This is a genomic window from Streptosporangium sp. NPDC002524, assembly GCF_040295985.1.
GTDB lineage: Bacteria > Actinomycetota > Actinomycetes > Streptosporangiales > Streptosporangiaceae > Streptosporangium.
The window spans coordinates 47,093-65,084 of sequence record NZ_JBEOWK010000023.1 but is presented as its reverse complement, the minus strand read 5'-3'; the positions used below and the strand labels follow the sequence as shown (position 1 = coordinate 65,084).

Here is a 17,992-nt window from a genome sequence, read left to right as displayed (position 1 = left end):
GGCGGATCCCCCCCGACCCCCCAATCCAGGAGAAGCGGCTGCGTTGGCCGACCACAGCAGAGGACGCCCCGGCTGGCTGCACGTCGGCCCACTGGAGGTGCGGCTGACGCGCACCTGGGAGCCTGGCACGTTCCCACCGGCGGAGACACTCCTCGCGATACTGACGCTGGCGGCCGTGCCGCAGGCTCTCGCCACCCGCCTGACCACCCACCTGAGCGGCGGCATCGTGGTGGGGCCCGGATCGGTGCCCGACCTTCCCGGCTTCGAGTGGCTGCGCGGCGTCGCGCTGCCCCTGCAGGCGGGTCTCTGGGAACGCAGCGCGGGCGTCTACGATCCCCGGCAGCGGCGCATCGGGGTGGGGAGCGCCCCTTCGCCCTCGGTGTCGGTGTGCGGGCACGAGATCGGCCACGCCACCGACCACATGGACCGGCTGCCCTCGCACTCCCCGTTCTGGACCGGCCTGCACGCCCGCACCCGGGGCCGCCTTCGGCCGCCCTACCGCGACGACGTCACCGAGCTGTTCGCCGAGGCCTTCGCCTGCGTGCTCACCCGGCGGGCGACCCGGCTGCTCCACCTGATCGGCGCGGAGGCGGAGGCCGAGCGGGTGTATCACCAGCTGTCCGGGCAGTACGGCATCGGGTGACCGTGGGCGTGCCACGACCCCCGGAGCTATGCTGGGCGAACAGCGGACAGAGAGACGACGGAAAGGCCACGCCATGAACGTGACCATGCTGCCGGGAGGCACCCTCCGCGTCCCCGCGACGACCACGCTGGCCAACGGCACCAAGATCGACGGCACCCGCGACATAGGCCGCGACGACCCCGAATACTCCGAATGGCTCGCCCTGGCGCAGGACGAGGACGAGCAGCGCCGCCGCGACGTCGAGGAGCGCGACTCCGACCGTGAGATCCTGACCCGCTGGCGCACCCGCCGGAGCGCGTGACCACGCCCTCCGCTCCCGGAACACGCCGCGAGGCCACCGGAGCACACCGTGCACATCGTGCACGCCGTGAGGCCACCCGGAACACCCTGTGACACCGACACACCCTGTGACACCGACGTGAACGACCACGTGCCGCGGATCTCGCGCTGGCTGCGCGCCCGCCCCGCCCGAGCGGGCCGTACCCGCGTCCTGGCGGTCGAGGGCCGCTCGGGATCGGGCAAGTCCACCCTCGCCACCGCCGTGGCCACGGAACTGGCCGCGCCCGTCGTACGGATGGACGATCTCTATCTGGGATGGGACGGCCTGCTGGGAGGAGTCGACGCGCTGGTCGGGTGGGTCCTGCGACCGCTGAGCCTGGACCGGCCCGCGCGGTGGCGCCGCTACGACTGGGCGGCGGGCGCTTACGCGGAATGGCACGAGGTCCCGGGCGCCGGGATCCTGGTCCTCGACGGCACCGGCTCCGGCGCCCTCGCCGCCGCGCCGTACCTGAGCGGCCTGCTGTGGCTGGAGGCTGCCGACGAGGTGCGCAAGGCCCGCGCGCTGGAGCGCGACGGCGATCTCTACGCCCCGCACTGGGACCGCTGGGCGGCTCAGGAGGAGCGTTTCCACGCCCGCGACGACGTCCGCGCCCGCGCGGACCTGACGATCACCACCACCTGAGGCGCGGACGGGGAACCCCGAGGCCCGGGTGGAACGACGGCACCTGAGGACCGCGCGAAGCGAACGGGACGGCGGAGGACCGGCCCGGGTCAGGTGGAAGCCGGACAGGAGGACGAGCCGGGATCAGCGGCCCAGGTCAGACGGAAACAGGCGGAAGGACGAGCCGGGATCAGGGGCCCAGGTCAGGTAGAAACGGGCGAGCGGGCGGATCATCGGTTCTCCTCGTCGTACGGCGCCACGCGTCACGTGACCGCCTCCCATCCTTCCTCCCCGGCCCCTCGGACGCGCCGCGGGTGGCCGGCCCGGCCCCGGCCCGGTCGGCGAAGTCAGCGGGGAAGCCTGCGGCCGAGGAAGTCGTCGACGAGCCGGGCGATCTGGGCCCCGTGGCTCTCCAGCGCGAAGTGACCGGCGGGAAGCAGGTGGATCTCCGCGTCGGGCAGGTCGCGCCGGAAGGCCGTGGCGCCGTCCGGCCCGAAGATCTCGTCGTGGGCTCCCCAGGCGGCGAGCAGCGGGACCCGGCTCGCGCGGAAGTACTCCTGGAAGGCCGGGTAGAGATCGATGTTGGTGACGTAGTCGCGGGCGAGCCGGAGCTGGACGTCGACGTTGCCCGGACGCCGCAGCAGCGCGAAGTCGTGGTGCCAGGTGTCGGGGCTGACGAGGCTCTCGTCGGGCACGCCGTGGGTGTACTGCCAGCGGATCGCCTCGAGGGTCTGGAACTGTCGTACGGGAGCCTCGGTGGCCGGGGACGGGTCGGTGCCGTAGGCCCGGATCGGGGCCCAGAACTCCTCGTCCAGGCCGTCGAGGTAGGCGTTGCCGTTCTGGGTGACGATCGCGGTGACGCGCTCCGGGTGGGCGGTGGCGAGCCGCCAGCCGATGGGCGCGCCGTAGTCCTGCACGTACATGGCGAAGCGCGACAGGCCGAGCCGCTCGGTGAAGGCGGCGGTAATCTCGGCCAGGTTCGCGAAGGTGTAGTCGAAGTCGTCCACGGACGGGGCCGCGGAGTAGCCGAAGCCGAGGTGGTCGGGGGCGACGAGCCGGTACCGGGCGGCCAGCCTCGGGATGAGGTCGCGGAACATGTGGGAGCTCGTCGGGTAGCCGTGCAGCAGGAGCAGGACCGGCGCGTCCGGGTTCCCGGCCTCCCGGTAGAAGATCTCCTGCCCGCGTACGACGGCGGTGCGGTAGTGGACCATCTCGTCCATGCCTAACCCCTTTGACTCATTGAGGGAGTTACTCATGGCCAGCGAAGCACCGTCACTGCTAACCTGTCAACATGCTCAAGGTGGTTATAGAGGACGTTGACCTCCTCGTGGAACTGCTCAACACCACCCCCGTGGTCGACGGCGTCCCCACGGACGCGCTGGAGGACCGGAGCGAGGCCGCCCGCTGGCTGGGCGAACGCGGCCTGCCCCGCTCACCGGCCGCCGTCGCCTCGGCCCGCCGCGTCAGGGACGCGGTCGCCCGCGTCGTCAGGGGCGAGGAGCCCGCCCGGACGCTGGAGCCCTTCCTCGAAGGGGTGTCGCGGACCCCGTCGGTCGGCGACGACGGCGTGCGCTGGGAGCTGAGCACCGGCTCCGCCGACCCGTTCGGTCTCCGGTGCGTGCTGGCCTGGGCACACCTCCAGGAGGCCCTGCCCGGCCGCTTGCGCCCGTGCGCCAACGACGACTGCCGCCTGTTCCTCGTCGACCACAGCCGGGCCAACACCCGGCGCTGGTGCTCGATGGCCGCCTGCGGCAACCGCCTCAAGGCCCGGCGCCACCACCGGCGCGCGGCGAACCGGGACGGCGACGCCTGACCGACGCGCCGCGAACCGGCAGGCGTACGACACCGGGCGGGCGCACGGCCGAGGAATGCCGGGACGGGACCCCTTTCCCGCCGGGGTGATCGAGATCTACATCTTGAAATCAAACACGAAGTACGATCGAATGAACACGAAAGAGTTCCGGAACGGCCCCGAACGATCAATGATCATCCTCGTCCCACCGAGCGCGAGACGCGTCCGGGCCGGGCGGGCGGGGTCCCACCCGCCACCTCGGGGGTGACACCGGAGCCGCCGGCGCAGGACCGTTCCGACGACGAGGAGAGCTCGTGACCACGTGGATGCTGCTGGACTACGGCGAGGTCATCTCCATGCGGCAGCCCTCCGACGCGACGACCTCCATGGCGGAGCTGCTCGGCCAGGACCAGGCGACCTTCCACGACCGCTACTGGCGCCACCGCGACGCCTACGACCTCGGCCAGGCCTCCCACCTCTACTGGGGCGCGGTTCTCGGCAAGGCGCTCGCCGACGACGACCCCCTCGTCGCCAAGCTCGACGCGGCCGACGTCGAGAGCTGGTCCCACCTGAACCCGGAGAGCCTGCGCGGCATCGAGGACCTCGCGGGACGCCACAGGCTCGCCCTGCTGTCCAACGCCCCCGAGCCGCTGGCGGCGGCCATCGACGAGGCCCCGTGGGCGGCGGCGTTCGCCCATCGCTTCTACAGCTGCCGCATGGCCCTGTCCAAGCCGGACCCCGCCATCTTCGAGGAGGTCCTGCGCCGGCTCGGCGCCGCCCCCGGTGACGTCACCTTCCTCGACGACCGGGCCGTCAACGTCGACGCCGCGGCGGCGCTCGGCATCAACGCCCTCCTCTACCCGGAGTGGCCCGCCGCCCCGCACACGGGCTGACGGGCCCGCGTACGACCGCGAGCCGCCCGGAGCCGGTCCGCCCCGGCTCCGGACGGCCGATCACGGGACGACGTCACGCCCGGCGGGCGGTCACAACGAAACCCGGCGCGATCACGACAAGAACCGGCGCGGTTACTACGAAAACCCGGTGAGGTCACGACGAGAACCGGTGCGCGATCACGACGAGAAGTGGCGAGCGGTCACGACGAGAACCGGCGCGCGGTTACGACGAGAAGCGGGCGACCCACTCGCGGGCTCCGGGGAGGATCTCCTCCACCGGGGCCACGTGCGGGTACCACGTGCGCTCCCACTCCAGGGAGACCCAGCCCCCGAAACCGCGCAGCAGCTCGCCGCACTCGTCGAGGGGGACCCCGCCCGCCCACATCGGCACCGGGGTCGTGTCGGCGGCCGAGACCGCGTCCTTGATCTGCACGTACGCCAGATGCCCGGCCAGCGCCGCCAGGGTCTCCGCGGGCTCCTCGCCGTGGCGCCACGGGTGCAGCACGTCCCACAGCGCGCCCGCCGCCCCGGGGACGCCCGCCGCGTCCAGCAGCCGCCCGACCGCGGCTCCGGTCGGCATCGCGTCATGGGTCTCCACCAGCACCCGTACCCCCGACTCCAGGCACAGGTCCGCGACCGCGCGCAGCCGCCGCGCCCCCGCCTCGACGTCGTCTCCCCCGGGGAACACCCGCACGGCGGGCGCGCCCAGGTCGGCGGCGAGCGTCAGGTCGTCCCGCAGCGCCCGCACGACGGGTTCGTCCGGTCCCGGCGCGGCGATCCTGACGTATCCGGCGAGGGCGGAGACCTCCGGCCGGACGGTCCCTGACGGGCCGCCACCGGCGGGACGCGCGGCACCCGGCGCACCTTCTCCCCCGCCAACCGATGCCCTTTCCCCGCCATCGCCCGGCGCGCCTTCTCCCCCATCGCCCGGCGCCCTGACGCTTCCTGATGACCTGGCGCCTTCCGGGGAGCCGCCCGACGGCCCGGTGTCCTCCCGGTGGTCACCCGGCGCCCCCGTGGCGGCCGGGTGACCCTCCGGCGATCCGGCGAGGATCGCGCGGACCGTCGCACGCCGTGCCGGGGAGAGCCCGGCGTGGACTCCGGTGTCGGGGTGGAGGCGGAGTTCGAGCCCGGCGCACCCGTACTCCAGGGCCGTCGCGACGGCCTCGCGCAGGCCCTGCCCCGGCATGCCGAGCGTGCTGAACGCCAACTTCATCGAGGCTCCCTCACCGCCGTTGCTCGGAAAGCGCTTCCCGAGGAGGTCCATCGTAGACGCCGCGCCACCCCGCGCGTGCCGGGGGCGGCGGGGCCCCGCCAGGTGAGGCCGCGAGGCGGGCCCTCTGCCACCCGGATTAGGGGCGCGCGACTGCGGGGAGGCCTCAGGTGATGCCGATCGGGGGACGCGGAGCCGGAGGAGCCCCGGACTCGCAGCGACATCGATCTTCTCAGCTGGAGAATCCCATGACTGGACGCGTATCGGCCCCGGGCGACCTCGGCCGCCGGATAGCCAGGCGGCGCGAGGACCTCGGTCTCACCCGGGACGAGCTGGCGAGGCGGGCCGGGATCGATCCGGGCTACCTCGCCTACCTGGAGGACGCCGTGGCCTCGCCGAACACCGGCACCGTGAACCGCGTGGCCACCGCCCTGGACACCAGGCCCGAGGACCTTCTAGGCGGGAACGCCGACCTGTTTCCCGGCCGGGGCCGGCCGGGCTCCAGACCCCAGATGGAGAAGCTGGACCGGGACGAGTGCCTGCGGCTCATCACCCCCGGCGGGGTGGGGCGGATCGCCTTCGAGGAGATCGACGGGCCGGTGATCCTGCCGGTCAACTACGCCCTGCACGGCAGCTCGGTGATCTTCCGCACCGCTTTCGGCGGCCCGCTCGACGACGCCCTGCGCACCGGGGTCCAGGGGGTCGAGTCCAAGGTGGCCTTCGAGGTCGACCGGATCGACGACGCCGGCCGCGAGGGCTGGAGCGTGCTGGTGCGCGGCGGGATCCACCACGTCTCCTCGGAGGAGGACCGGGCCGCCCTGGCGGCGCTGGGCGTCCGGCCGTGGGCGGGAGGCGAGCGGGAGCTGTACGTGAGGATCGCCGCCACCGAGGTCACCGGCCGTCGCATCCGGCGCGACCCCTGATCGTCGCGGGGCCTCCGGGACGGTCTCCTCCGTACCGCCGCACCGGAAGCCCCGCCGGAAGCCCCGCCGAAAGCTCCGCCGGAAGTCCCGCCGAGGTCTCAGGTGTCGAGGGTCTCAGGTGTTCTTGAGGACGCGGCGCAGGAGGTCCTTCGTCGCGACCGGTTGCTCGGCCTCGATGCCCAGGCGGTTCATGACGTGCCAGTAGCGCTCGACGTCGGCGAGCTTCTCCAGGTAGATGGCGCCGGTGAGCTGTTCGAGATAGACGACGTCGGGCAGCTCGCCCTCGGGGAAGCGCAGGAGCGTCGCGGGGCCCGTCGCCGCGGCGGCCTCTCCGGCGCTGAACGGCATGACCTGGAGGGTGACGTGGCCGAGCTCGGCGATCTCCGTGAGGTGCCGGAGCTGGGCGCGCAGCACCTCGGGCCCCCCGACGGGGCGGTGCAGCACCGCCTCGTCGACGACGCTCCAGAGCGTGGCGGGCTCCCGCCGGGTGAGGAGCCGCTGGCGCTCCATCCGCAGGGCGACGCGGCGCTCGACCTCGGACTCCGGGGCGCCCGGGCAGGCGGGCCGGATGAGGGCGCGGGCGTAGTCCTCGGTCTGCAGCAGCTCGGGGACGAACTGGACCTCGTAGCCGCGGATGAGAGAGGCGGCCTGTTCCAGCCCGAGGTAGGCGTCGAACCAGGAGGGGACCACGTCGCCGTAGGCGTGCCACCAGCCGGGCCTGTTGGCCTCCGCGGCCAGGGCGAGCAGCGGGGCGCGCTCGTCCTCGGCGACGACCCCGTAGAGGGTGAGGAGGTCGGCCACGTCGCGCTGCTTGAAGCCGGTCCGCCCCAGCTCCAGACGGCTGATCTTGGAGTGTGACGCGCGGATCGCCTCCCCGGCCTCCTCGCGCGTGATGTGGCCGTCCTCGCGCAGCTTCCGGAGCTGCGCGCCGACCAGCATGCGGACCACGGTGGGCCCGGCCTGCCGGTGGTCCGGGCTGTGACCCTCGGCTTGTTCGCTCGTCGCCCGAACAACGCGCAAGTTCGCTCCCTTCAACGCGACCGGCCGGCCTGTGAGTGTTCAAGCCTTTCACGTCCGGGTGGTTCACCGCAGTGAGACACGGACTCCGCGCGGCGAGCTCGCGGCGGATCTCTCCGCACCCCTCCGCACCCCTCCGCGCCCCTCCGCGTTCTTCCGTGTCTATCGGCGTCCTTCTGTGTCCCTCTGTGTCCCTCTGTGTTCCTCTGCGTCTTTCCATGTCCCTGCGCGTTCCCCGTGTCGCCGCGCACCCACGCACCCGCGCACCCACGCCGGACGGACCGCGTTCACGCCGGTTTCCGCCGCCCCCGCGCCGGATCCCGCCACGCCGCGTGGGCGCGGCGCCCGGAGAAGTCTGCATCTCTTCTCCAGAGTTCTCCACTTTAGGCGAGTAAATCTTCATAATTGGTGATCTCGAATGGACTCCTCGGAGAGGAAGCCAGACCATGCCCGATATCGACCCCGTACGGGTCGGAGATCCCGAACGCGTGGGCGAGTACCAGGTCGTGGGGCGGCTCGGGGAGGACGTGTATCTCGCCACGGCACCCTCGGGAGACCGGGTGGTCGTGCGCCTGCTCCCCGCGGACGTGAGCCCCGGGCGGTTCCGGGAGGCGATGGAGCCGCTGCGGGAGATCCCCGCCTTCTGCACGGCGCAGGTCCTGGACAGCGGGCTGGACGGCGGGACGGACGGCGACAGGCCGTACATCGTGAGCGAGTACGTCGACGGCCCCACGCTGCGGGAGACGGTGGTCTCCGAGGGCGTCCTGGGCGCGGCCGCGCTGCACCGGCTCGCCGTCGGGACAATGACCGCCCTGGTCGCCCTGCACCAGGCGGGTACGGTCCACGGCGACCTGCGTCCCGACGCCGTGGTGTTCGGCCCCGACGGGCCGCGGGTGATCGACCTCGGCATGGCGCGGGCGCTGGAGGCGACCGCGTCCAGCACGACCCGCAAGGTCGACGTCCCCGCCTACAGCTCCCCGGAGAGGCTGATGGGCACCTCCCCCGGGCCCGAGGGGGACCTGTTCTCGTGGGGGGCGACCGTGGTCTTCGCCGCGTCGGGCCGCTCCCCCTTCGACGCCGGGACGATGTCGGGCACGGTGAACCGCATCGTCAACGACGAGCCCGACCTCGGCGCGCTCCCCGGCGAACTGCGCGGCCTGGTCACGGCCTGTCTGGCCAAGGACCCCGCGCGGCGGCCGACCGCGAGCGACACCCTGCTCCGCCTGGTCGGCGGGTTCCTCACCTCCGACCAGGTGCCCGCCGCCCTGTCAGCGTCCTCAGAACCCGGCACTCCCTCCACCCGGCCGCTCCGGACGCGTGCCCGTCCCGCGCTGCTGGTCGCGGGCGCGCTCGCCGTCGCCCTCGTCTCCGGTGGCGCGGTCTACCTGGCGGTGTCGGGGGACCAGGGGCCCGCGGCGGCTCCGCGCCCGACCCCGAGCACCGCGCAGGGCGCGCTCGCCCCGGCCTTCACCCCCCAGCCCCAGCTCAGCCCGAACGTGACCACGGCACCCTGGGAGTCGGTGGAGAAGACCACCGAGGACGTCGAGCTGCCGGGGACGGGCATCACCCTGCACGAGAGCCCGAAGGACCCGGTCAAGCTGGGCTCCTACCTGCACGTCAAGGCGCCCTTCGCCACGTTCGCCAGGGAGCGGGGCAAGGAGACCTTCAAGCAGGTGGCCAGCGCCCTGCAGCCGGTGCTGTCACCGCGGGGCGACAAGGTGGCGCTGAACCCGTTCGGGAAGTTCGCCGAGTCGTCCTTCGACTACGTGAGGATCCAGGACCTGGGGACCGGCTCCCAGTTCGACGTGCGGACCGTCGAGCGGCCGCTGGAGGGGCACAACCCGGTGTGGTCGCAGGACGGTTCCAAAGTCCTGCTGTCGGTACGGAATCCGGACAAGGAGCAGTCCGACGGGTTCGTGGTGGTGGACGTGGCGGCGCGCAGGGCCACCTACGTGCGCACCGAGTCCGTCGGCTCCGACACCTTTCCCGCCACGTTCGCGCCGGACGGCTCGGTCGCGCGGGGGTACTACGACGGCAAGGGCTACGGGGTCGACTTCTACGGCCCGAACGGGCAGGCCATCCGGACGATGCACTGGGTCGGCCAGCCGCGTAGCACCGGCTGGTTCTCCCCCTCGGGCGCGCTCTTCGCCACGGTGTGTCCCAAGGGGGACACCGTGTGCGTGTGGGACTCGGTGAGCGGCAACCGGCGCTACACGCTCGGCATCGGGGAGAACACCCGGTTCGTGGGCTGGTTCAACAACAACCACCTGCTCCTCCAGAATCCCGTCAAGAAGGGTTCCAAGATCGAGGTGTTCGACCTGTACGGCAAGTCCGTCCGGGTCCTCGCCGACCTGAAAAAGGGTGACACGGCCTTTTTGAGCTTCACCGCCGCGGCGGCCGGGTGACCAGGGTCCTGCCCCCGGCTCCCGGCGATCCCGACCGGATCGGGCCACACCGGATCACCGGCAGGATCGGCCGCGGCGGGCAGGGGACGGTGTACCTGGCGGAGTCCCCCGCCGGGGCGCGGGTCGCGGTGAAGGTGCTCGGCAGGGGCGGCGGCGAGCAGGCCCTGGCGCGCTTCCACCGCGAGATCGAGCTGGCCCGCCGGGTGGAGGCCTTCTGCACCGCGCAGGTGCTGGAGCACGGCGAGGCCGGCGGCATGCCGTACATCGTCAGCGAGTACGTCGACGGGCCCAGCCTCGCCCAGGTCATCGACGAGCGGGGGCCGCTGCGCGGGGCCGAGCTGCGCAGGCTGGCGGTCGGGACCGTCACCGCGCTGGCCGCCATCCACCGGGCGGGCGTCGTGCACCGCGACTTCAAGCCCGCGAACGTGCTGCTCGCCCGCGACGGCCCCCGGGTGATCGACTTCGGCATCTCCCGCGCGCTGGACGCCACGGTGACGGCCGCCGACCACCTCGTCGGCACCCCTCCGTACATGGCGCCCGAGCAGTTCGACGGGCGCGAGGCGGGGTCGGCGGCCGACCTGTTCGCGTGGGCGTCGACGGTGGTGTGCGCCGCGACGGGGGAGCCGCCCTTCGGGACCGGCCCGGTGCCCGCGGTGATCCACCGGATCCTGAACGCCGAGCCCGTGCTCGGTTCCCTGGACGACGAGCTGCGCGAGCTGGTGGGCGAGTGCCTGGCCAAGGATCCGCGGGCGCGTCCGGCGGCCATGCCGGTGCTGCTGCGGCTGCTGGGCCATCCGGCGGAGCGGCCGTCGTACGGGGCGGGGCAGGAGGTGCTCGGCGAGGGCCGCAAGCAGGCCGCTCCCCCGCCGTCGCGGCGGCGCCCCTCGCGCCCGGTGGTCGCCGCCCTCGCGGCGCTCGCGCTCGCGGCGGCCTCCGGTGCCGCGGTCCTCGCGGTCCGGGCGGCCGGGACGGAGGAGCCCCCGAAGGGGGGCGCGGGCGGCACGGCGGGCACCCCCTCCGCGCCCGCGAGACCGGCGATCGGCACGATGCCCACCACCTCCACGACCGACCTGCCGATCCCGGGGACGAAGGTCACCCTGCGGGAGAACCCCGCGGACCCGGAGCGGGTCACGACCTACCGGGACGGGCGCGAGAAGGCGACCGGAGCCCCCGTCTACCTCCGGCGGGGCGATCCCGCGGAGTTCGGGTTCCTGGGGACGTTCATGACCGCCGTGGCCGCGCCGGGGGGAGCGCGCGTCGCCGTCAACCCGGACTACAAGCCCCCGCAGGAGGCGTTCGACCTGGTCAGGGTGGTGGATCCGGCAGGCGGGCCGGAGAGCCGGATCAGGACCGTCGACACCCCGCTGACGACCTTCAGTCCCCACTGGGACCGGGACGGGACGAGGGTCCTGCTGACGATCTACGAGGGGCTCGGGGAGGAGCAGCGCACCAGGGGCTTCGTGATCGTGGACGTGGCCTCGCGCACCGCCCGCGTCACCCGGGTAGCGGACGACGAGCACCGCTCCGACTACGTCTGGGGCGCCGACTCGGCCTCGGTCCTCCACTCCGGGCCGGACGGGACGGTCAGCTTCTACCGCCTGGACGGCACGCCGCTGCGGACGGTCCCGAAGGCGGGCGAGCTGGTCAGGGACGACGTCAGGGCCACCTCACTCGGCACGGTCTTCACGACCCGCTGCCACGAGAGGCCCCAGGACGTCTGCGTGTGGGACGCCACCACGGCGGCGCGCAAGGCCGTCGTCCCGATAAGGAAGGGGCTGGCCTTCAACGGGTGGCTGGGGGACCGCCACTTCCTCGGCACCGTGACCGAGGGGAAGACCACGAAGGTCGTCATGCTGGACCTGGACGGGAAGGTCGTGCGCGTCCTCGCGGACGGCCCCGCCGCGGAACTGGGCAAGATCGGTCTCTACTACACGCCCAGGTGAAGCCTCGTAGTACACGCCCAGGTGAACCGGTCCGTGTCCACGTCCAGGTGAGCGGGCCCGTGCCACACGCCCAGGCGACGGGCTCCGGACGCTCAGACGACGGGGTCCGGACGCTCAGACGACGCCGGATGCTCAGACGACGGGCTCCGGCGCGATCCGGCCGTTCCTCGCCTCGTGGACCTCGCGCAGCAGCGCGGCCGCCGCCGCGCTCGTCGGGTCGCCCGTCACGGTGACGGTCTCCCAGGCCGGTACGGCCCCGGCGAGCCCGACGAAGCGCACCCGGTCGGTCTTGACCGCGAAGGACCGCGGCACGAGCGCGACGCCGAGCCCGAAGGTGACCAGGTCGAGCAGCGAGTGCACGTCGTTCACCTCCAGCGAGACGCGGCGCTCGACGCCCGCGGCGGCGAACACGTCGTCGACCAGGTCCCGGGTGCCCCAGTCCGGCTGGAAGTCCACGAACCGCTCCGCCCCCAGCTCCGGGAGCCCCACCTTCTCCCGTCCCGCGAACGGATGGCCGGGCGCGCAGGCGAGCACGAGCGGCTCGTCCGCGAGCGGCCCGACCACGACGTCGTCGGGGCACCGGGCCGGGCGGGAGACGAACGCCAGGTCCAGCCGCCCGGCGCGCACCTGCTCGATCAGCTCGCCGGATCCCCCCTGGCGCAGCCGGATCTCCAGGCCGGGGTACGCGGCCAGGAAGCGGGCGAGCACGGCCGCCAGGTGCACCGCGTGCAGGCACTGCAGCGAGCCGATGGCCAGGCTGCCGCGGAGCAGCCCCCGCACCGCCGCGACGGCGTCCCTGGCCGCGTCGGTCGCCGACAGCGCCCGCCGGGCCTCGACCAGCAGCGCCCTCCCGGCGGGGGTGAGCTCGACCTGCCGGGTGCTGCGCAGGAACAGCGAGGCGCCCAGCTCGCGCTCCAGCGAGCGGATCGAGGCCGACAGGCCGGACTGGGCGACGCGCAGCCGGTTCGCCGCCCGCGTGAAGTGGCACTCCTCGGCGACGGCGACGAAGTACTCCAGCTGCCGTAGCTCCACGATTCATCACCAGGATTGCTTAAAGGAATCAGTTTCTTCTATTGGACAGCTTAATCGGGGCAGGAGAGGGTGAAAGCTGTACCAACCGATCTCCGAGGAGGAACTCCCATGCAGACACGCCGCATCGGCGACGTCCAGGTCAGTGCGATCGGTCTCGGCGGCATGCCGATGTCGATCGAGGGGCGCCCCGACGAGCAGCGTTCGGTCGCGGCGATCCACGCCGCGCTGGAGGCGGGCGTGACGCTGATCGACACCGCGGACGCCTATCACGTGGGCGCGGACGAGGTCGGCCACAACGAGTCCCTGATCGCCCGCGCGGTCGCCAGCTTCGGCGGCGACACGTCCGACGTGCTGATCGCCACGAAGGGCGGCCACGTACGCCCCGGCGACGGCTCGTGGACCCTGGACGGCTCGCCGGACCACCTGAAGAAGGCCTGCGACGCGTCGCTCGCCCGCCTCGGCGTCGAGGCCATCGGCCTCTACCAGTTCCACCGTCCCGACCCGAAGGTCCCGTACGCGGAGTCGGTCGGCGCGATCCGCGACCTGCTGGACGCGGGCAAGATCCGTTTCGCGGGCGTCTCGAACGCCGACCCCGACCAGATCCGGCTCGCCAACGAGATCCTCGGCGGGCGGCTGGTGAGCGTGCAGAACCAGTTCTCGCCGTCGTTCCGCTCCAGCGAGCCCGAGCTGGAGCTGTGCGCGGAGCTGGGGATCGCGTTCCTGCCGTGGAGCCCGCTGGGCGGGATCTCGCAGGCCGGTGAGCTGGGCTCGCGGTTCGCCGTGTTCGCGGACGTCGCCGAGTCCCACGGGGTGAGCCCGCAGCGGGTGTGCCTGGCGTGGATGCTCGCCAAGGCGCCGGTGGTGATCCCGATCCCGGGCTCCTCGCGCCCGGAGACCATCCGCGACTCGGCCGGCGCGGTCGACGTGAAGCTGTCGGCCGAGGAACTGGCCCGCCTCGACGCGGCCTGACCTCGCACGCCTCCCGACCTCGACGCGGCCTGATCGCGCATGGCCTGATCTCGTACGCGGCCTGATCGGCGCGCGGCCTGATCGTGATGCGCCCCGGCAGGGCGCGCTCCGGCCGTACCGGCACCGTTTCGGTGCCGGTACGGCCTTTCGCGAGGAGAGTGCCTAGGAGGAGTAGACCTCGAACGAGGAGAGCTGCCCGGCGGGCCAGCCGGTGTTGCCGGTGATGTTCACCCGCACGTACCTCTTCGACGTCGCCGGGAAGGTGACGGTCGCGGTGTTGCCGGTGGCCGGGTTGAAGGTGAGGCCGCGCGACGACACGAGGGTGTCGAAGGTCGTGCCGTTGGACGAGCCGAGCACCGAGAGCGTCTGGGTGCGCGTGCCCCAGGCGCCGGACGGCGGCAGCTTCAGCACCACGCGCCCGACGGTGGCCTGCGCGCAGAGGTCAACGGTGATCGACTGGGGGAAGGCGTTGTTGGCGCTCTCCCAGTAGGTGTTGGCGTTGCCGTCGACGGCGTTGGCCGCCACGTAGTTCTGCGTGGTGCTGCTCGCGGTGATCGACTTGCTCCTGGCCAGGTCGCCGGTGCCCGGGGAGCACCCGGGCGGGGGCCCGGTCGTCGCGGTCACCGTGCCGGAGGGCGGCGAGGTGTTCTGCGCGGCGTCCCTGGCGACCACGTAGAAGCCGTAGGAGGTCGACGGCGTGAGGCCGGTGACGGTGAACGACGTTCCCGCGGTGCTGCCCACCCTGACGTCGGTGGCGCCCGCCTCGCGATAGACGTCGTAGCCGGTCACCCCGACGTTGTCGGTGGCCGCGGTCCAGCCCACCGTGATGCTCGTGCTCGACGCCGGGACGGCGCGCGCGGCGCCCGGCGCGGTCGGGGGCTGGGTGTCCCGCGTCCCGCCGCCCCTGCGGGTCTCGAACTCCGTCGCCCAGTACTTCGTCCGGTCCAGGTACGCGGTCTCGGCGGCGGCACCCGTCCTGCCGTACGCGCCGTCGAACGTCTGGTAGCCGAACCCGGCGGGCGGGGTGGAGTCGGCGGGCTCGATGGAGCTGCCCTCGTGCCACTCGTTGAACGAGGTGATGGAGACCCAGGTCGGCAGGCCGCCCTTCGCCGGGTCGAGGGCGTTGGACCACTCCAGGTCGTAGGTGGCGCCGTTGGCGCGGCCGAGGGTCGGGGTGGTGTTGCCGGGCACCGCGCGGTCGTCGATGTAGCCGGGGGCCACCGAGGGCGCCCAGATCAGGTTGTTCTGCTTGGCGTACGCGCTCGCGTTGGCCCAGCCGGGGGCGGTGGCTCCGGCGATCCCGTCGTAGGTGTACATGCCGGAGAAGTGCGCGATCTTCGACGTGTCGGTGGTCTGGGCGAGCACGATGTTGCCCGCGGTGACCTGGTCGAGCACGGCCCAGTCGGTGATCCTCAGGCTCTCGAACACGTAGAACGCCGCCCGGTTGCCGTGCTCGGCGTCACGGTAGAAGGCCGGATGGGAGCCGTAGCGGGTGTTGATGTAGCGGATGTCCTCGACGGTGGAGGCCGCCGTGCGCCCGCCGTACGGCTCCAGGTGCCAGGCGACCTTGACGCCGTACTGCGCGGCGGCGTCCATCACGCCCTGGGTGAGCCTGTCCTCGAAGCTGTCGCGGCCCCACCAGCTGTAGACGATGACGCCGACCCCGGCCTGCTTGATCCACTGCATGTGCCTGGTGACGGCGCCCGCGTAGTCGCCCGAGTCGTAGGCGCCCAGGCTGGGGTACAGGTCGGCGCCCACGTCGTTGGGCGGGGTGTGGCCGCCCTGCTGCCAGTGCCGCCACTCACCGCTCGTCTGGGGGTTGCCGTACCAGGAGTAGTAGAACAGGTGGACGTTGGAAGACTGCTCGGGGACGGCCGCGCCGCGCGCCGGGAGCGGCGCCTGGGCTCCGGCCCAGCACAGGGCGGCCAGCAGGAGCGCGAGGACGATCTGGGCACGTCGCCCGGTATGGCGTAGGCGGCTGACAGATTGGTCGGATGTCTTCATCGGCTGACCCTTCGTCACGCGGGGCCGGATCGCCGCGGCCGGCGGGGCGTGCGGTCACCGCGATCCAGCCGGGTGGGGGGCGGAGAGGCTGCCGCCGTCGCCGGGGGGATCGGCGAGCGGCGTTGTGCACACCATAAGATGGCGGACAGATGTCCGCAATGTTTCTACTTCTTTTCGCAAAAATATGCCTGCCGTGCGGCTTTGAATGATGGATCGACCGGCAGAGAGTGACAGGGGCTGGCGGCGGAGCTGGGTCGAGTCCGCGTGCCGACACGTTTCCCTGGAACGGTCCGATGTTTCGTTTCCCGCCATCGAGAGGGTCTCCGCTGTCTGGTGAGTTCCTGTTGCCGGGTCTCCCCCCGGCCGGGGTTCCACGTCCAGGAGGTTTCCCGCCGAGGGGGCCGGGGGTACGGACCGGCGAAGCCCCTCGCGCCGGAGAACCTGTGGTTTTTCGCAGGGGAACGCGGAGGGATCTCGCAATGGTCCTGGCGGGGCGGTGTTCGTAGCGTCGACTGGTGCCCGAATTCAAGATCAAAAACAACCCGCTCCCGCGACGCCTCGCCGGTGGACTCCCGACGGCCCGCGCCGTCATGCTCGCGGCGACCCTCCTGACGACGGCCTCGTTCGCGACGGCTCCCTTCACGACGGCCTCGTCCGCGTCGTCGTCATCGTTCGCGTCACCGTCACTCACGACGCCGATGTCATCGGTATCGGCATCGGTGCCATCGGCGTCACCGTCATCGGCGCCGGTGTCGTCGACGGGGACGGGTCCCGCCGCCCGGGAGATCGATCCCGCGTCGGTCGACCGTTTCGTGAACGCCTACCGGGAGGCGACCGGCCTGCCGGGGGTCGCCGTCGCCGTCACCAGGGGGGACGAGGTCGTCCACGTCGCCGGTTACGGCCGTACCGCCTCCGGTGAGCCCGTCACGGCGGACACCCCCATGGCGATCGCGTCGCTCAGCAAGTCCTTCACCTCCCTGGCCGTCATGCAACTGGTGGAGAAGGGGGTGGTCGGGCTCGACGATCCGGTGCGCGTCCGGCTCCCCGAGTTCGCGATGGCCGATCCACGGGCGGCCCGCGTCACCGTCCGCCAGCTGCTGGACCAGACCTCGGGCATGGCCGACGAGACCTTCCCCGAGAGGAGCCAGCCCCGGCCCGGCTCGCTCCGCGAGGCCGTCGCCCGGCTGAGAGGGGCGAAGCTCGCCGCCGACCCCGGCACGCGGTGGAGCTACCACAACACCAATTTCCAGGTCGCCGCCCGGCTGGTCGAGGTGGCGAGCGGCATGCCCTTCGCCGGTTACCTGAAGAAGCACGTGTTCGGCCCGCTCGGCATGCGGAACAGCACCACGATCGACACCGAGCGCGACCTCCCCCCGAGCGCGGGAGGCCATCTCCACCTGCTCGGCGTCGCGCTCGCCCTTCCCGAGCCCCCCGGATTCGGCAACGGCTCGGGCGGGGTGATCAGCAGCGCGAGGGACATGGCCCGGTGGATGATCACACAGAGCGGCGAGGGGGCCGGACCGGGTGGCGTCCGCGTCGTCTCCGCCGCGAGCGTCGCGGAGATGCGCACCCCGTCCAAGATCAACGACTCCTACGCCCTGGGCTGGGCGATCGGCACGACGAGGAACGGCTCGCCGACCGTCGGGCACGGCGGCGACCTGCTCACCGCGACGGCCCAGCAGACGCTCCTGCCCCGGTCGGGGTACGGCGTCGTGGTCATGGCCAACACCGGCACGGCGTACGCCGACAGCGACGCCATCGCGGACGCGCTGGTCGCCATGGCCGAAGGAGAGGAGCCCGAGGCGCCGCCCTCGTTCCCCCCGACCCTGGTCGTCGATCTCGCCATCGCGGTGGCCGCCGTCGTGACGCTCCTCCTGGCGGGCCGGGGGCTGGCCCGTTCCCGCCGGTGGGCGGCGCGGCGTGCCGGGCGCCCGGCGTGGAGCACGGCGGCGCGGCTGCTGCCGTACGCGCTACCGGGGGTGCTGTGCCTGACCGTCACCGACGTCTTCGGGATGCTGGCCAGGGGGAAGGACATCACCTGGACGCAGGTGGCCTACATCTACCCGTCCTTCATGATCTGGCTCGTCCTCGCCACCGGGGCCTGCGCGGCCGTGGCCCTCGTCCGCGTCATCCGGATCGTCCGGCCGGTACGGACGCCCTCACGTGGCGCCGGGTGAGGGGACCCGGCACCCCTTGACGTGGCGCGGCCGGGTCCCTG

The 17,992-nt window shown here is 72.6% G+C and carries 15 protein-coding genes; 10 read left to right on the top strand and 5 right to left on the bottom strand.

Annotated elements, in window-relative coordinates; translation table 11 throughout:
- Nucleotides 1-43 precede the first annotated feature (43 nt).
- From ABT053_RS32475 to ABT053_RS32465, 3 genes are all read left to right on the top strand, one after another.
- Nucleotides 44-643 carry a hypothetical protein gene (locus tag ABT053_RS32475; RefSeq protein ID WP_350974246.1) on the top strand — a complete coding sequence of 200 codons (600 nt, stop codon included), beginning with the start codon at nt 44-46 and terminating at the stop codon, nt 641-643.
- 73 nt (nt 644-716) lie between these two features.
- On the top strand, nt 717-944 hold the full coding sequence (locus ABT053_RS32470; RefSeq protein WP_350974245.1) for a hypothetical protein: 228 nt from the start codon (nt 717-719) through the stop codon (nt 942-944).
- Nucleotides 945-1,061: 117 nt separating this feature from the next.
- On the top strand, nt 1,062-1,604 hold the full coding sequence (locus ABT053_RS32465; protein ID WP_350974243.1) for a nucleoside/nucleotide kinase family protein: 543 nt from the start codon (nt 1,062-1,064) through the stop codon (nt 1,602-1,604).
- Nucleotides 1,605-1,930: 326 nt separating this feature from the next.
- Here the strand turns inward: ABT053_RS32465 and ABT053_RS32460 are convergent, their stop codons facing one another.
- Nucleotides 1,931-2,803, bottom strand: a complete 873-nt coding sequence (locus ABT053_RS32460) for an alpha/beta fold hydrolase (protein WP_350974242.1) — start codon at nt 2,801-2,803, stop codon at nt 1,931-1,933.
- Nucleotides 2,804-2,874: 71 nt separating this feature from the next.
- Between ABT053_RS32460 and ABT053_RS32455 the strand changes: the two genes are divergently transcribed.
- Nucleotides 2,875-3,396 (top strand): CGNR zinc finger domain-containing protein, encoded by a 522-nt coding sequence (locus tag ABT053_RS32455; RefSeq protein ID WP_350974240.1) that lies wholly within the window; start codon nt 2,875-2,877, stop codon nt 3,394-3,396.
- Nucleotides 3,397-3,689: 293 nt separating this feature from the next.
- A complete protein-coding gene (locus ABT053_RS32450; protein ID WP_350974238.1) occupies nt 3,690-4,268 on the top strand; it encodes an HAD-IA family hydrolase in 579 nt (192 codons plus the stop codon).
- 223 nt (nt 4,269-4,491) lie between these two features.
- On the opposite strand, the gene ABT053_RS32445 is transcribed toward ABT053_RS32450, so the two are convergent.
- Nucleotides 4,492-5,484 (bottom strand): sugar phosphate isomerase/epimerase family protein, encoded by a 993-nt coding sequence (locus ABT053_RS32445; protein ID WP_350974235.1) that lies wholly within the window; start codon nt 5,482-5,484, stop codon nt 4,492-4,494.
- A gap of 245 nt (nt 5,485-5,729) precedes the next feature.
- On the opposite strand from ABT053_RS32445, the gene ABT053_RS32440 reads away from it, so the two are divergent.
- Nucleotides 5,730-6,404, top strand: a complete 675-nt coding sequence (locus ABT053_RS32440; RefSeq protein ID WP_350974233.1) for a pyridoxamine 5'-phosphate oxidase family protein — start codon at nt 5,730-5,732, stop codon at nt 6,402-6,404.
- Nucleotides 6,405-6,518: 114 nt separating this feature from the next.
- On the opposite strand, the gene ABT053_RS32435 is transcribed toward ABT053_RS32440, so the two are convergent.
- Entirely contained in the window at nt 6,519-7,424 is a 906-nt protein-coding gene (locus ABT053_RS32435; protein ID WP_350974231.1) for a Sco1979 family transcriptional regulator, read from the bottom strand.
- A 443-nt stretch (nt 7,425-7,867) separates the two neighbouring features.
- On the opposite strand from ABT053_RS32435, the gene ABT053_RS32430 reads away from it, so the two are divergent.
- Entirely contained in the window at nt 7,868-9,826 is a 1,959-nt protein-coding gene (locus ABT053_RS32430) for a serine/threonine protein kinase (protein WP_350974230.1), read from the top strand.
- Nucleotides 9,823-11,769 carry a serine/threonine protein kinase gene (locus tag ABT053_RS32425; protein WP_350974228.1) on the top strand — a complete coding sequence of 649 codons (1,947 nt, stop codon included), beginning with the start codon at nt 9,823-9,825 and terminating at the stop codon, nt 11,767-11,769. The genes ABT053_RS32430 and ABT053_RS32425 overlap by 4 nt, the downstream gene beginning before the upstream one ends.
- Nucleotides 11,770-11,901: 132 nt before the next feature.
- On the opposite strand, the gene ABT053_RS32420 is transcribed toward ABT053_RS32425, so the two are convergent.
- A complete protein-coding gene (locus ABT053_RS32420; RefSeq protein WP_350974226.1) occupies nt 11,902-12,801 on the bottom strand; it encodes a LysR family transcriptional regulator in 900 nt (299 codons plus the stop codon).
- 108 nt (nt 12,802-12,909) lie between these two features.
- Here ABT053_RS32420 and ABT053_RS32415 point away from each other — a divergent pair, with 108 nt between their 5' ends.
- On the top strand, nt 12,910-13,770 hold the full coding sequence (locus tag ABT053_RS32415) for an aldo/keto reductase (protein ID WP_350974225.1): 861 nt from the start codon (nt 12,910-12,912) through the stop codon (nt 13,768-13,770).
- A gap of 162 nt (nt 13,771-13,932) precedes the next feature.
- Here ABT053_RS32415 and ABT053_RS32410 read toward each other — a convergent pair whose 3' ends face one another.
- Entirely contained in the window at nt 13,933-15,774 is a 1,842-nt protein-coding gene (locus tag ABT053_RS32410; protein ID WP_350974224.1) for a discoidin domain-containing protein, read from the bottom strand.
- A gap of 749 nt (nt 15,775-16,523) precedes the next feature.
- Between ABT053_RS32410 and ABT053_RS32405 the strand changes: the two genes are divergently transcribed.
- Nucleotides 16,524-17,951, top strand: a complete 1,428-nt coding sequence (locus tag ABT053_RS32405; protein ID WP_350974223.1) for a serine hydrolase domain-containing protein — start codon at nt 16,524-16,526, stop codon at nt 17,949-17,951.
- Nucleotides 17,952-17,992 lie beyond the last annotated feature (41 nt).

Coding starts and splice junctions, on each gene's coding strand:
- ABT053_RS32430 (WP_350974230.1), top strand. CDS start 7,868: ATGCCCGATATCGACCCCGTACGGGTCGGAGATCCCGAACGCGTGGGC.
- ABT053_RS32410 (WP_350974224.1), bottom strand. CDS start 15,774: ATGAAGACATCCGACCAATCTGTCAGCCGCCTACGCCATACCGGGCGA.
- ABT053_RS32455 (WP_350974240.1), top strand. CDS start 2,875: ATGCTCAAGGTGGTTATAGAGGACGTTGACCTCCTCGTGGAACTGCTC.
- ABT053_RS32470 (WP_350974245.1), top strand. CDS start 717: ATGAACGTGACCATGCTGCCGGGAGGCACCCTCCGCGTCCCCGCGACG.
- ABT053_RS32440 (WP_350974233.1), top strand. CDS start 5,730: ATGACTGGACGCGTATCGGCCCCGGGCGACCTCGGCCGCCGGATAGCC.
- ABT053_RS32415 (WP_350974225.1), top strand. CDS start 12,910: ATGCAGACACGCCGCATCGGCGACGTCCAGGTCAGTGCGATCGGTCTC.
- ABT053_RS32460 (WP_350974242.1), bottom strand. CDS start 2,803: ATGGACGAGATGGTCCACTACCGCACCGCCGTCGTACGCGGGCAGGAG.
- ABT053_RS32445 (WP_350974235.1), bottom strand. CDS start 5,484: ATGAAGTTGGCGTTCAGCACGCTCGGCATGCCGGGGCAGGGCCTGCGC.